This is a genomic window from Martinezella lusitana (assembly GCF_900094565.1).
GTDB lineage: Bacteria > Pseudomonadota > Alphaproteobacteria > Rhizobiales > Rhizobiaceae > Rhizobium > Rhizobium lusitanum.
In genome coordinates, this window is record NZ_FMAF01000007.1 from 161,788 (window position 1) to 174,757 (window position 12,970).

The following is a 12,970-nucleotide window of genomic DNA, read 5'->3' on the forward strand; positions in this document are numbered from 1 at the left end:
GTTTCAGTGATCTGCAAGCTCAATGGCCCTGACCGTTCGTCACAGTTGCTGGACAGTGCGGTGGATGATCGGCTTCTGCAGGACATCGAATTGCGGGTTCGTTTCCGAAAAGATCGGCAGGGCGGCGGCGCCGAGAATGGCGGTATCCTTGCCGGTCGCCCCAACCATCAGGCGAGGGATCGTGCGCTCTTCCTCGGGGTTCACGGGAATGTGCAGCGGTTCCAGACGCGCCGCAAGCTGTGTCATCAGGGTTGTCGGCGCACTGCCGCCAAGCACGATAGTCTGCGGATCGAAGGCAAGCTCGAGAAAATCGATCGTCTGGCGCAGCGGCTGCACCGCTTGTTCCAGCCAGACCTCGAGACCTCGGCTATTGGCCGCGATCATCGCATCGAGATCGTCAGGCAAAAGCTCCTGGGCGTTTTCGATGCCAAGACATTCGTAGGCGACGGATGGCGATACATAGCGATCGAGGCAGCCGCGCTTGCCGCAGCTGCACAGCCTGCCGTGCGGCTCGACGATGATATGGCCGATTTCACCGGCATTGGCGCGGCTGCCCTTGTAGAGATGGCCGTCAAGGAACATGCCGGCGCCGATGCCGCCATCGCCTGCCAGAAAGAGATAGACGAAGCTCCCAAGGCCACGCGCAACACCGTAAAGCCGTTCGCCGATCGCCGCTGCGGTCGCATCATTCTCGACAATGACAGGCACTTTGATATACCGCTGCAGTTCACGAGCGACCGGGAAATCCTGCCAACCCGGCAGGTTGAGCGGGCTGAGCGATGTAACGCCGCCATCCGCATAGCGTCCGGGCAAGGCAATGCCGGCGCCGAGCAATCGGTCACGATCAAAGGAAAAGGCCTCCAGCAGATCTCTAACGATGTCGGCAAGCACCGGCATCGCCTCGGTCGGGCCTGGTTTGTCGACATGGCGCTCGATGCGGGCGCGAACCGAGCCGGAAAGATCCGTCAGTACGCCGGCGGCCCGTTGGCGGCCGAGTTCGAGGCCGATGGAATAGGCCCCATTCGGGTTGATGGTATAGGGAATGATCGGCTGGCCGCGGGCAATTCTTTGCGCTTCCATCGGGATCAGCAGATGCGAACGCGCGAGTTCCTCGACGATGTTGGATACGGTTTGTGTCGTCAGCGCCGTGATGCGAGCAATGGCGGCTCGTGACATCGGCCCGTTGGTGCGAATGGCCTCGATCACGACACGCCGGTTATGCGATTTGGCCTGTTCGAGATTCGTGCCTGAAATTGTCTTCATGAGATGATCGGGAATTTCTGGATCAGCGTTCGAATAGCGTTGTTGCTTGTCACGGGCTGCTGTTGCGTGACGGGGAGGGCGGGGCGTAATTTGCCGTTGCTCGCCCGGTATATAACCACTTTCCATTCTTTTATCGATTGGTTCAATACGAGATGGATCAATGGGCGAAAGGTTGGCTCCCACAGGAGGTTTTTTTGCTCCATCGGCGATCGGAGAAGCCTTTACTACAGCCGCCGTTAGGTTAGAGTCGGGTTACCTCGGCGTTCTGCAGAGGGTTGCCCCGGAGGACTTCGATGATCAGGCTGCTCGGACTTGCGATTTTTTCAACCTGCCTTGCCACCGGAGCGATGGCCGCCGATGCCACTTGCAAGGCACAGGCAGCCGACAAGAAGCTGGCGGGAGCAGCCTTGACCAGTTTCAGCAACAAGTGCGCGAAGGATGCGGCAAGTTCTTGCGATGCCCAAGCGGCTACCAAGAAACTAGCCGGCGCCGCCAAGACGAGCTTTGTCAAGAAGTGCACCGCCGATGCCGTCGGCGGTTGATCACTGACATCAAGCTCTTGATCAGGGGTCCCCGGCCCGGTTGTTCTCTGGGCCGAGAGTGGATTGATGTTTGTGCACGACGATCTGATTGGTCACCCTTTCGACAGATGGCGGACCCGTTCTCCAGGTTCCGGCTGCCCCACCCTCCAAGAATGGATGGCTACAATCGTCCGGCTCGATATTGATCGACGAGGTTTCTGCAGGCCCGAATGGTCAATGCCATGACGGTCAGCGTGGTGCCGGCAATGCCGCTGCCCGGGAAGGCGGAGGCATCCGTCACGATCAGGTTGGGAACGTCCCAGCTTTGATTATGGGCATTGAGGACGGAGTCCTTGCTTGAGGCACCCATACGCGCGCCGCCGGTCTCGTGGATGGCGGCTCCCATGCACATGGTCTTCCGGAACCATTGTCGGAACATGAAACGGCTGAACGGATCGGCATTGGGAAAGGCGCCGCGGCCCATTTCCCTAAGGCCGGTGGGCGAACCGATGAATTCCAGCTCGCCGCCGACGCCGCGCACCATCTCGATCAGCATTTCTTCCTGCCGGCGCAGCAGGGCATGCTCCTCATCGCCCATGACGCAACGGATATGGGGAACCGGAATGCCCCAGGCATCCTTGCGCCTTGTATCGAGCGTGATGCGATTGTCGGCATAGGGCAGCATGCGGCCGAAGCCGAAGAAGGCGAGCCGTGCAGGCTCGTTATCCGGCGTCGGTGCCCGGCCGATGCTGCCCTGATAGTCGAAATCATCGCGGCCCGCATCGCCTTCCCCGAAGCGCGGAACGAAGATGCCGCCCGAGGGATTGTAGAATGGGTCCGTTGGGGCGGAGTCGTCGACTGCCCAGCCTTTTGCTTTCGAGAAGGAGCCGAAGGCCAGGCATGGCAGCTGGTCCATGAAAAAGCGCCCGAGCGTGCCCGAGCTATTCCCCAGTCCCTGGGGATGGCTGGCGGTCGCCGAATTGAGAAGCAGCCGCACGCTTTCGATCGGCGATGCCGAAAGCACCACGAGGGCCGCGCGCGCGGTCTCGACTTTGCCGGTGACACGATCGATGAATTCCGCACCCGTTGCCCGCTCGCCGAGATCATCGGTCGTGATGCGGCGCACGATGGCGTCATGACGGATGGTCAGCCGACCGGTTGCCAATGCCTCGCGTAGCGGCTTCGGCGTGCGCTCGGCATCAGGAGCGATATAGCGCCAGGAAACGACATGCCGCTTGGGCCAACGTCCCTCGACTTCCGTCTTGAAGGTCTCCTCGGCCGGTGTCAGCTTTGCCGGATGCGCGTAGACGCCGTCGGGCAGTGTCTTGATGCCGTCCGGATTGCCATATAGCCCGAGGCTGGATTCGATCTCGGCATAATAGGGCGCGAGTTCTTCGTACGAAACCGGCCAGTCCTCACCCTTGCCGGTTTTCGAGCGGATCTTGAAGTCATCGTCCGTCCAGCGCAACAGCACGCGGCCGAAGCTGTGCAGGCGGCCGCCGCCCTGACGGCCACGTATCCACAGGAATGGCGCATCCTTCGGCGTCGTATAGGGGTTCTTGCGATCGTTGACGAAGAAATGGCTGAAGCGCTCGGTAAAGAAGGCTGCGCGCGCCTGGATGGGCTGGCCCTTGAGCGTGGCGCGGGCTCGCTCCCAGATATTGATGCTGCTTGCAGGCGCCTTCTTTCGATTGGGATCGAAATCCTTCTGCGTGACGGCGGGACCGGCCTCCAGCAGCAATACCGACAGCCCTTGGGCGGTCAATTCCTTGGCGGCAAAGGAGCCGGCGGCGCCGGAGCCGATCACCAGCGCGTCATAGATAGTCTGAGACATGAGTCATTTCCGTATGCTGTGAAAGCGGGTTCAGAGGCGGGCGCCATCGGCGTCGAAAAGGGAGGCTTTGGCGATATCGAGCCGGGGTGCGATCGCCATGCCCGGCTGGAGCGCGGCGTCGCCCATGATGCGATAGGATAGGCTTTGGCCTGCCCAGTCGAACCACAGCACGGTGTCTGCTCCCATCGGTTCGACGACGGAGACGATGCCCGGAATGGTGGGCGAGCCGCTTGCCACACCATCCGGCGCGATATGTTCCGGCCGGATGCCGAGCGTGGCGGGACCCTCCTTGACGGCAGTCAAAAAGGGATAGCTGGCCAGATCAATGGCAAGCCCGTTGCTTTCGAAGACCGGCGTGCCTGACTTTAGAACAATCTCGCCCCTGATGAAGTTCATTGCCGGTGCGCCGATGAAGCCGGCAACAAAGAGGTTGACAGGGCGATGGTAGATTTCGGATGGGCTGGCAAGCTGCTGGATCACGCCATCCTTCATGATGGCAATGCGGTCGGCGAGCGTGAGCGCTTCCACTTGATCATGCGTCACATAGATCATCGTATTGCCCAGGCTCTGGTGCAGCTTCTTGATCTCGACGCGCAATTCGTTGCGCAGCTTGGCGTCGAGATTGGAAAGCGGCTCATCGAACAGGAAGACGTTCACTTCGCGCACCAGGGCACGGCCGATCGCGACGCGCTGGCGCTGGCCGCCCGACAGTTCCGAGGGTCGGCGGTCGAGCAGCTTGTCGAGGTGCAGCAGTGAAGCGGTGCGGGCGATACGCGCCTCGATCTCGGCCTTGGGAAGACCAGCGACGCGCAAGCCGAAGGACAGGTTCTTGCGTACCGACATGCGGGGATAGAGCGCATAGGACTGGAACACCATGCCGATGCCGCGATCCTTCGGTTCGGCCCAGGTGACGTTCTTGTCCGATATCCAGATCTCGCCGTCGCTGATGTCCTGCAGCCCGGCAATGGAGTTGAGCAGGGTCGACTTTCCGCAGCCGGACGGCCCCAGCAACACGAGAAATTCGCGCGGAGCGATGTCGATCGACAGTTTTTCGATGACGGTGTGATCGCCATAGGCGATCTTGAGGTCCTTGACTGACACGGCAGGCTGCATGGCATTACCCCTTCACGGCCCCGGCGGCGACACCACGCAGGAACCAGCGGCCGGAGAAGAAATAGATGGCGAGCGGAACGACGGCGGTCAGGATGGTGGCTGCCATGTTCACGTTGTAGGCGCGCTCGCCCATGGTGGTGTTGACGATGTTGTTCAGCTGCACCGTCATCGGCAGATTGTCGCGCCCGGCAAAGACCAGGCCGATCAGGAAGTCGTTCCAAATGCCGGTGAACTGGAAGATGGAAGCGACGACGACCATCGGCACGGACATGGGCAGCATGATCTCGAAGAAGATTCGCCAGAAGCCGGCGCCATCGACGCGCGCGGCCTTGCAGAGCTCTTCGGGGATGGCGACGAAATAATTGCGGAACAACAGCGTCACCAGCGGCAGGCCGAAGATGACATGGACCAGAACGACGCCGGCCACCGAATTATAGAGGCTCAGATTGGCGAGCAGCCGAACCAGCGGATAAAGGAAGATCTGGTATGGGATGAGGCCGCCGGCCATCAGCAGGCCGAATAGAAGGTTTGACCCCCTCGGCCGCCAGAAGGAGAGGGCATAGCCGTTGATCGCGCCGATGAAGACGGAAATCGCCACGGCCGGCACGGTGATCTTCACCGAGTTCCAGAAGCCGATGCGCACGCCCAGACATTGCGTGCCCATGCAGGCTCCCGACCAGGCCGTCTTCCACGCATCGAAGTTGATAATATCAGGCAGGGCGAAGATGCGACCCTGGCGGATCTCTTCCATCGTCTTCAGCGAGGTGACGAGCATCGTATAGAGCGGCAGCAGGAAGAACAGCGCTGCCAGGATCAGGAAGGCATAGAGCCCGATCTGGCCGGCCGTCGGTCGCGATGGTTTCGGGCCGCGGGGATGAAGAGCTGCCATCAGTGCGCTCCCCTTCTTCTGGCGCGCATATAAAGCGCGTATCGAAACGGTGCGACGGCCATGACGACCGAGAGCACGAGCACGGTGGCGCCGGCGCTGGCGAGGCCGAGGTTCTGGCGCTCGAATAGATTGTCCATGATGAATTTCGCCGGCACCTCGGTCGAATAACCGGGACCGCCGCCGGTCTGCGCCACGATGAGGTCGTAGGCCTTGATGACGCCCATGGAGAGCAACATGCCCGACGCAACGAGCGCTGGCCCAAGTTGCGGCAGGATGATCGAGAGATAGATGCGCCAGACTGGAATGCCGTCGATCTGGGCCGCCTTCCATTGCTCTTCGCCGATGCCGCGCATGCCGGAGAGCGCAATGACCATGACAAGGCCTGCTCCTTGCCAGACGCCGGCGAAGACGACCGTGTAGATCGCCATGTCGCGATTGACGATCCAGTCGAAGACGAAGCTTTGCCAACCGAGCGCCCTGACCGTCGCCTGAATGCCGAAGGTCGGGTTCAGCATCCATTGCCAGATGAGGCCGGTGACCACGAAGGACACGGCATAGGGATAGAGGAAGATGGTGCGGAACACGCTTTCGAAGCGGACCTTGCGGTCAAGTGCTGCCGCCAGCACAAAGCCGAGGGCGAGGCAACCTCCGACATAGAGCACGCCGAAAATCAGCACATTTTCCAGGGACGCGAGCCATCTCGACGTCCGGAACAGCCTGGCATACTGGGCAAAGCCGACATAGTTGGATGACGGAAAGATCGTCGAATCCGTAAAGGATAGGCGCACCGACCAGACCATCGTGCCGATGTAGATGAAGATCGCGGCTATCCACGTCGGCAGGAGGGCATAGGTCGCAGCAAGGGGACGTCTGCGCTTGGCTTGCATCAGCAAACCCTTTCAAAAGGAATGAGGAGAGCCGATCGGAGGGAAGCCTCCGATCGGCCCGTTGCGAGGCCCTATTCGAAGATCGCGAAGAACTTCTCGGCGCCGGAGGCGCTGTCCTCGGAAGGGTTGGTCCAGAACTCGTCGACGAAGTCGTTGAGCGCACCAGCCTGCTGCGGCGAGAGGATCAGGGCCTGGTCCGGCACGATCTTGCCCGCGCTCATCAGTTCCAGCCCCTTTTGCGCGCATATGTCGAGCTTCGACTTGTCGACATCGGTGCGCATCGGCACCGAGCCTTTCCTCAGGGAGAATTCGACCTGCACGGCCGGATCCATGGCGACCTCCGCGAGCAGCGTCTGGCCCTTCTGGGATGCCGCATCGGCGATCTTCGGGAAGGAGAAGGAGTCGGCGACATAGACCATCCCCGGCGATTGCGGCGCGAGCATGCAGCCATAGTCCTTGCCTGGCTGTTTGCCGGCCACAACGAATTCGCCCTTGGCCCAATCGCCCATAAATTGCACGCCGGCCTTGCCGGTGATGACCATGGCGGTCGCGTCGTTCCAGTTGCGTCCTGCAGCCCCTTCATCGACATAGGCGCGCAGCTTGCCGAGAATATCGAGCGTCTTCTTCACGCCTTCGACGGATGCATCGCCCTTTTCCTTGTCGACATAGATCTTGAGGAAGCCGTCGATGCCGACCTGGGTCAGCAGGATCATATTGAAAACCTTGGATTCCTGCCAGGATTGGCCACCCCAGGCGACCGGCAGCACACCGGCAGCCTTGAGCTTGTCGAGAGCGGCGAAGAATTCGTCCCAGCTCTTCGGCTCCTCGGTCACGCCGGCCTTGGCGAAGGCATCCTTGGAATAAAACACCCAGCTTTCGCCATGGGCATCGCTCGGCGAGAGATAGACCTTGCCGTTATAGGAGATGAGATCAAAAATCGATTTCGGCAGGACCTCTGCCCATTTGTCGGCTTTCGCCACGTCGTCGATGGAGTTCAGAAGGCCCTGATTGACGAAATCGGTATTGGCAAGGCCGATCACGGCCTGCTTGGCAGCCGGCGGATCGCCCGCGACCAGACGGTTCTGGAAGGCGGCGTCCGCCGCTCCGAAACCGGCAATGGAGGAATCCTTCCAGACACCGCCGCGCTTTTCGAATTCTTGGCTGATGACACTGAGGGCGGCGGCTTCGCTGCCGGAGGTCCATGAGGTCATTACCTCGGCCTTCGGCTTGTCTTCGGCATAGGTCGGGGTGGATGCCGCGACGAGGGCGGCTCCCACCAATAGCAGTTTCATTCTGTTTTTCATTGTTCCACCTCTTCAAGAAAGCCCTCTTGGCGGGGCCGTTTGGTCTTCAGATCATTGGCATCATCGATAGATCGGCAGAAGCGCCTGCTGTACGAGCGTCAACCCGTTTGCGATGTCGGCGACCGGATCGGGCGCAGCGTCGAGCTCGAGAATGGCCCAGCCTTGATATCCACGGTCGCGCAGGAGCCTGGCCCAGCCTGGCCAGTCGACGCGGCCAAGGCCGAAGCCGCAGAAATAGGGGCGATGGCGATCGTGGATATGCTCGTCGATCGGCGTGTCGGCGGGCATCGGCCCGAGCGCGTCCTTCCAGTGGGCGATGATGACGCGCTCATGGTGGCGGTCGACAAGCTGCAGCGGATCGGAGCCGGCAACGATGATATGCGCCGTGTCCGGGCACATATGTACGTAGGCCGGATCCGTCAGCAGCATCAGCAGATCGACATCGCGCGCGGCTGCAAAGATCGAGTGCGCCTCGGTGTGAAGCGCCAGCCGCACGCCCTTGGCGTAAAGGGTGGCGCCGAGGCGATTGAGGAAGTCGGCAATCTTGCGCGCCTGTTCGAAATCGAAGAATCGTGTCGGCTGGGCGCCAAGCGTCTGGCGAAGCGGCGCGCCGATGACCATGATGTCGCTGCCGCAGGCCTTGAGGAACTCGGCGTATTTCTCGGCCTTGTCGATGATGGCGGCTTGCGCGGATGCTTCGGTAAAATCGCCGGCGGCTTCGAGCTCGGCAAAAAAGCCGCTCGCCAGTGTCAGCCCACGCTTGGAAAGCTCGGCGGCGAAGGCTTCGACCGAGCCACAGGTCTTTGTCGCATCCTGCCAGTTGAACGGCGAGAAGGTAAGCTCCACGCCTGTGACGCCGGAGGCTTGCACGGCATCGAGAATCTTGTCCCAAAACGCGCGCGGCTCGCTGCGTGACAGGGCGATGATGCCGTCATAATCTCCAACGCCCCAAAATCCGGGGTGGAAGAAAGTGACAAGATCGACGCCAAAGCGAAGCCGTTCCGTTGAGGTCATGAGACTATCCGTTCCTAAGGCATGGAAGATCGTTCGCGGAGCTTGCTCCACAGCAAATAATCCATAATGATTTCAATGCACTGCAACTGGCAATCGTTTGCCGTGCTTAGATAGTAGACAAGTCGCTTTTATATGCAAGCAGTTTTTGGCAATCGTTTGCTAAACCTCTGGGATTGCCGTAGCATCCCGCGCAGCAGGCATCGGGAAGGACGTAAAAAAGTGAAAAATAACAAGGATCTGCCCGTGGAGGAGCATTCGGGACCTTTGATGGCGGATGTCGCCCGGCTGGCGGGGGTCGCCATCTCGACGGTCAGTCGGGCGCTGGCCAATCCGGGTCGGGTGAACGAGAAGACGCGCGCCAAGATCGATGCCGCTGCCAAGCAGCTCGGCTATACACCGAATGCCATGGCCCGAGGTCTTCGCGTCGGCAAATCCAACGTCGTCATGATTGTCCTGCCGGGTTCGCTCTACTATGGCGTCTCGCAGGTCATTCCGCAGGTCCTGCAGGGCATCAACCGGTCCCTGAGCCAGAATGGCTACCATCTGATGATCGCCAACCTCGATCGCGACGAGATCTCGGAGCGTCACATCCTCGATCTGGCCTTCGGCGGCACGGTTCGCGGCGCCATCATTCTCTCCTCCGATCTGCCCGTCGATGGCGGCCGGTCGCTCAAGGATTCGGCCCTGCCGATCGTCTCGCTCCTGTTCGACATGAGCCACGCGGCCCTGCCGAGCGTGGTCACGAATGATCGGCAGTCCGTTCGGGATGCGACGAGCGAACTGATCGCTCTCGGCCATAGGCGGTTTCTTTATCTTGCCGGGCCGGTGGGCAACTACCACGACAACGAGCGTTATCTTGGCGTTCTCGAAGCGCTCGCCGAGGCAGGACTGTCCGAAACGGCGGTCATCAGGTCCGGAGGCACCCTCGATTATCAGCACGGTTTCCAGATCGGCGTCGCTGCGGCCGCCGAATTTGCCGATCTCACGCAGAAGCCGACCGCCGTCATTGCCACGAGCGACGACATGGCTATTTCATTCATGAGTTGCGTCCAACGAATGGGCTGGAAAATTCCGGCGGATCTTTCCATCGTGTCGTTCGACGGGGCACCGGTATGCGAATATTCCTCTCCTCCGCTTTCGACGATCGAGCAGCCGGTCGAGGAGATGGGGCAGCTAGCCGTGAGCTTGCTGATGGAACGGATCGATGCGCCGGAAAGGGGAGCGGCGACACGTCACGTCATCTCGAGCAAGCTCATTCGGCGTGAAAGCTTCGGTCCGGCGCGGCCGAGTATCTGACGGCCGCATCTCGCTCCCCACGCGTAAATCGCCGATATTTGAGGGGCGAGATATCGGAATCCAGCTTAGGACATTCTTTTACCATCAGGTCTTACAATCAGGTATAGATGCTAACTTCGAAAGGCCTGTACTGGATAAGATGCTGGGCGCGGAAATCGTCGCATTCCTTGAAGCCTGTCCGATGGCGGCACTTGTGATCGACCCCACAGGTGCCATCGTCTTGGCGAATGCCGAAGCTCGTGATTTTTTTGGCCTTGGAGACCAGCCTTTCGCCACCGTCATCTCGGATCTGCTGCCTGACTGGCCGTTGGCCGCCCCGTCACAGCCGCTTGTCGTGGTCGGCAATCGCCATCGGCGAGACTGTCATGTCAAAGTCATCACCTGGCAATCGGCCTCTGACGTAATGACTGCGGTTCTTGTCGAACCGGAGAGCGAAGAGCGGCAGGCGGCTTTCGCGGCACGCGAGGCGAACCTGCGTCTTCGATACGTCATCGAGATGCTGCCGGAGGCTGTTTGCGTTTTCGACGCAAACGACCGTTACGTTCTCTGGAATGAGAGATATGCGGAACTCTACCCGGACATCGCGGATCATCTGAAACCCGGCGTCGCTTTTGAGGACATATTGAAGGTGAGCCTTGCGAGCAACCGAATGCGGGAGGTTGTCGAAGACAAGGATGCCTGGCTGCGACAGCGCATGCGGAAATTTCACCAGCCCGTTTCACAGGAAGAGCAGCAACTGCGCGACGGACGGTGGCTGCGGCATGACGATCGACGTACCCCCGATGGCGGCGCCATCGGCACGCGGGTAGACATCACCGATTTGAAACAGCGCGAGGAATGGCTGCGCCAGCTGTTCGACGCCAATCCGATGCCCATGCTCCTGTGCGACGGCAGCAGCCTTCAAATCCTGCAGGCGAACCGGGCCGCGCTGGATTTCTACGGCTTCGGGAAAGAGGCATTGCTTTCCTGGAAAGCATCCAACATGCATGTCGAAAGCGAGGCCGATCGATTTGCAAGAGCGCTTCTCGAACTCGGAGGCGACTGCGAGGCCAGAACGGTCTGGCGGCAGAGAATAGCTGATGGCACCGAGCGTCACGTGCTCATCTATGTTCGCGTGCTGCACGAAGGCAAGGAACGCCGTCTTCTGCTGACCATTGCCGATGTCAGCGACCGGATTCTCGCTGAAGCGGAAGCCAACCGTCTCGCCGCGCACGATATGCTGACTGGATTGCCAAACCGGATGTGCTTCTACAAGGCCCTTGGCGAAGCGTTGAGAGCGAATAATGGAAAGCGTGTCGCCGTTTTCTGCCTTGATCTCGATGGCTTCAAGCCGGTCAACGACACCTTCGGGCACGCCGCGGGTGACGATGTGCTCAAGATGGTCGCCGAGCGCCTGCGAGGGGCCGCGAGGGGTCATATGGTGGCGCGGCTGGGTGGCGACGAATTCGCCATCCTGATGGAGGCTGACGAGGGAGATGTAGCCGAGCTGGCACAGGGCTGCATAGCTGCCTTCAAGTCATCCTTCCTCATCGAAGGTGTCCCGGTCGATATCGGCATCAGTGTCGGTGTTTCGGCGGCACCTGCGGAGGGTCAGGATGGGCAAGCCCTCGTTCTGGAGGCCGACCACGCCCTCTACAGGGCGAAAGCCAATGGGCGGAATACCTGGCAGATGGCGTCCGACAGCTATCGACATCGCAATGTTCCGAGACGTCGAAGGTGAGGCTGGCGGCGCTTGCGCGCGGCTCTTGAACTTGGCCCGGCGACCCCTCATCTGATTATCAACTGTTTCAATCTGTCGAACTGACAGCCTCTCGCTTTTTCACAGTTGCTGCCGGTCCTCGTAGCGACGCGCGTCCGCGTCGCAGGAGTTTTTTATGGGATTCATTGATCGCGACATCCAGCCGTCATCTGATGCCGGGCTGCTGGATGCTTATTCTCAATCGGTATCGAGCGCCGTCGATGTCGTCGGACCGGCTGTCAGCCGGATCGAGCGGTTGGGCGGCCGCGCCGGGCATGGTTCCGGCTTCGCCATCTCGCCGGATGGTCTCGTCGTCACCAACAACCATGTCGTCGACGATGCGAAAGCCGTGCGTATCAAGACGCCCGAGGGCGCGACCGTCGAGGGCAGGGCGCTTGGCCGCGATCCGGACACCGACCTTGCGCTGATCCGCGCCAATGACTGGCCCGGTGCATGGGCAAGGCTCGGCGATTCCAAGACGCTGAAGCGCGGTCATATCGCGATTGCCATCGGCAATCCGCTCGGCTTCGAATGGACCGTCACGGCCGGTATCGTGTCGGCGCTCGGCAGGTCAATGCGCGCGGCCAGTGGCCGGCTGATGGAAGACATTATCCAGACGGATGCAGCGCTCAATCCGGGTAATTCGGGCGGGCCGCTGGTGTCCTCGGCGGGCGAGGTGATCGGCGTCAACACCGCTGTCATCCAGGGCGCCCAGAGTATCGCCTTTTCGGTCGCCTCGAATACGGCGAAGCATGTCGTGTCCGAGATCCTGCGGTTCGGTCATGTCAGGCGCGCCTATATCGGCATTGCTGCCGACACGGTGGAACTGCATCGCCGTATTGCCCTGGAAGCCGGCGTCACGCACTCGACCGCCGTGCGCCTGCGCCGCGTCGAAAAGGACAGCCCGGCCGAAAAGGGTGGCTTGCAGGAGGGCGACTATCTGCTCGCCATCGATGGGTATGCCGTGTCAGGCATAGATGATGTCGTCAGGCTGCTTGATGGCGATAAGATCGATACCGAGATCGAGGTTCTGATCTTCAGCGTCGGCGGCCTGATCGAGCGACGGCAAGTGAAGCCGTCGGCTCGCCCGGCAACATAGGGTCGCCGATTG

At 60.7% G+C, this 12,970-nt stretch carries 11 protein-coding genes; 4 read left to right on the forward strand and 7 right to left on the reverse strand.

Annotated elements, in window-relative coordinates:
* Positions 1-39 precede the first annotated feature (39 nt).
* Positions 40-1,263, reverse strand: a complete 1,224-nt coding sequence (locus GA0061101_RS17180; protein ID WP_037191606.1) for an ROK family transcriptional regulator — start codon at positions 1,261-1,263, stop codon at positions 40-42.
* Positions 1,264-1,556: 293 nt separating this feature from the next.
* Here GA0061101_RS17180 and GA0061101_RS17190 point away from each other — a divergent pair, with 293 nt between their 5' ends.
* Complete coding sequence (locus GA0061101_RS17190) at positions 1,557-1,805, forward strand: hypothetical protein (protein WP_037191599.1); 249 nt, start codon at positions 1,557-1,559, stop codon at positions 1,803-1,805.
* A 160-nt stretch (positions 1,806-1,965) separates the two neighbouring features.
* Here the strand turns inward: GA0061101_RS17190 and GA0061101_RS17195 are convergent, their stop codons facing one another.
* The 6 genes from GA0061101_RS17195 to GA0061101_RS17220 all read right to left on the reverse strand — a co-directional run bounded on the left by GA0061101_RS17195 (position 1,966) and on the right by GA0061101_RS17220 (position 8,825).
* Positions 1,966-3,618 (reverse strand): GMC oxidoreductase, encoded by a 1,653-nt coding sequence (locus tag GA0061101_RS17195; protein WP_047555491.1) that lies wholly within the window; start codon positions 3,616-3,618, stop codon positions 1,966-1,968.
* A gap of 30 nt (positions 3,619-3,648) precedes the next feature.
* Positions 3,649-4,731 (reverse strand): ABC transporter ATP-binding protein, encoded by a 1,083-nt coding sequence (locus GA0061101_RS17200; RefSeq protein WP_092574255.1) that lies wholly within the window; start codon positions 4,729-4,731, stop codon positions 3,649-3,651.
* Between the two features lie 4 nt (positions 4,732-4,735).
* Positions 4,736-5,620, reverse strand: a complete 885-nt coding sequence (locus GA0061101_RS17205; protein WP_092574256.1) for a carbohydrate ABC transporter permease — start codon at positions 5,618-5,620, stop codon at positions 4,736-4,738.
* Complete coding sequence (locus GA0061101_RS17210; protein ID WP_037191591.1) at positions 5,620-6,507, reverse strand: carbohydrate ABC transporter permease; 888 nt, start codon at positions 6,505-6,507, stop codon at positions 5,620-5,622. The genes GA0061101_RS17205 and GA0061101_RS17210 overlap by 1 nt, the downstream gene beginning before the upstream one ends.
* A gap of 71 nt (positions 6,508-6,578) precedes the next feature.
* The gene (locus tag GA0061101_RS17215; protein ID WP_092574258.1) at positions 6,579-7,811 is read right to left on the reverse strand and encodes an ABC transporter substrate-binding protein; all 1,233 of its coding nucleotides are present in this window, start codon (positions 7,809-7,811) and stop codon (positions 6,579-6,581) included.
* Positions 7,812-7,871: 60 nt separating this feature from the next.
* On the reverse strand, positions 7,872-8,825 hold the full coding sequence (locus tag GA0061101_RS17220) for a sugar phosphate isomerase/epimerase family protein (RefSeq protein WP_092574260.1): 954 nt from the start codon (positions 8,823-8,825) through the stop codon (positions 7,872-7,874).
* Between the two features lie 219 nt (positions 8,826-9,044).
* Here GA0061101_RS17220 and GA0061101_RS17225 point away from each other — a divergent pair, with 219 nt between their 5' ends.
* The 3 genes from GA0061101_RS17225 (at position 9,045) to GA0061101_RS17235 (ending at position 12,958) form a co-directional block, all read left to right on the forward strand.
* Positions 9,045-10,121 carry a LacI family DNA-binding transcriptional regulator gene (locus GA0061101_RS17225; RefSeq protein WP_037191580.1) on the forward strand — a complete coding sequence of 359 codons (1,077 nt, stop codon included), beginning with the start codon at positions 9,045-9,047 and terminating at the stop codon, positions 10,119-10,121.
* A gap of 139 nt (positions 10,122-10,260) precedes the next feature.
* Positions 10,261-11,841: a diguanylate cyclase domain-containing protein gene (locus GA0061101_RS17230; protein WP_037191577.1), complete on the forward strand. Its 1,581-nt coding sequence runs from the start codon at positions 10,261-10,263 to the stop codon at positions 11,839-11,841.
* 154 nt (positions 11,842-11,995) lie between these two features.
* Positions 11,996-12,958, forward strand: a complete 963-nt coding sequence (locus tag GA0061101_RS17235) for a S1C family serine protease (RefSeq protein WP_092574263.1) — start codon at positions 11,996-11,998, stop codon at positions 12,956-12,958.
* Positions 12,959-12,970: the final 12 nt, after the last annotated feature.

Bases quoted from the DNA above. Each gene is read 5' to 3' on its own strand.
- GA0061101_RS17180 (WP_037191606.1), bottom strand. From the start codon at position 1,263: ATGAAGACAATTTCAGGCACGAATCTCGAACAGGCCAAATCGCATAAC.
- GA0061101_RS17190 (WP_037191599.1), top strand. From the start codon at position 1,557: ATGATCAGGCTGCTCGGACTTGCGATTTTTTCAACCTGCCTTGCCACC.
- GA0061101_RS17195 (WP_047555491.1), bottom strand. From the start codon at position 3,618: ATGTCTCAGACTATCTATGACGCGCTGGTGATCGGCTCCGGCGCCGCC.
- GA0061101_RS17200 (WP_092574255.1), bottom strand. From the start codon at position 4,731: ATGCAGCCTGCCGTGTCAGTCAAGGACCTCAAGATCGCCTATGGCGAT.
- GA0061101_RS17205 (WP_092574256.1), bottom strand. From the start codon at position 5,620: ATGGCAGCTCTTCATCCCCGCGGCCCGAAACCATCGCGACCGACGGCC.
- GA0061101_RS17210 (WP_037191591.1), bottom strand. From the start codon at position 6,507: ATGCAAGCCAAGCGCAGACGTCCCCTTGCTGCGACCTATGCCCTCCTG.
- GA0061101_RS17215 (WP_092574258.1), bottom strand. From the start codon at position 7,811: ATGAAAAACAGAATGAAACTGCTATTGGTGGGAGCCGCCCTCGTCGCG.
- GA0061101_RS17220 (WP_092574260.1), bottom strand. From the start codon at position 8,825: ATGACCTCAACGGAACGGCTTCGCTTTGGCGTCGATCTTGTCACTTTC.
- GA0061101_RS17230 (WP_037191577.1), top strand. From the start codon at position 10,261: ATGCTGGGCGCGGAAATCGTCGCATTCCTTGAAGCCTGTCCGATGGCG.
- GA0061101_RS17235 (WP_092574263.1), top strand. From the start codon at position 11,996: ATGGGATTCATTGATCGCGACATCCAGCCGTCATCTGATGCCGGGCTG.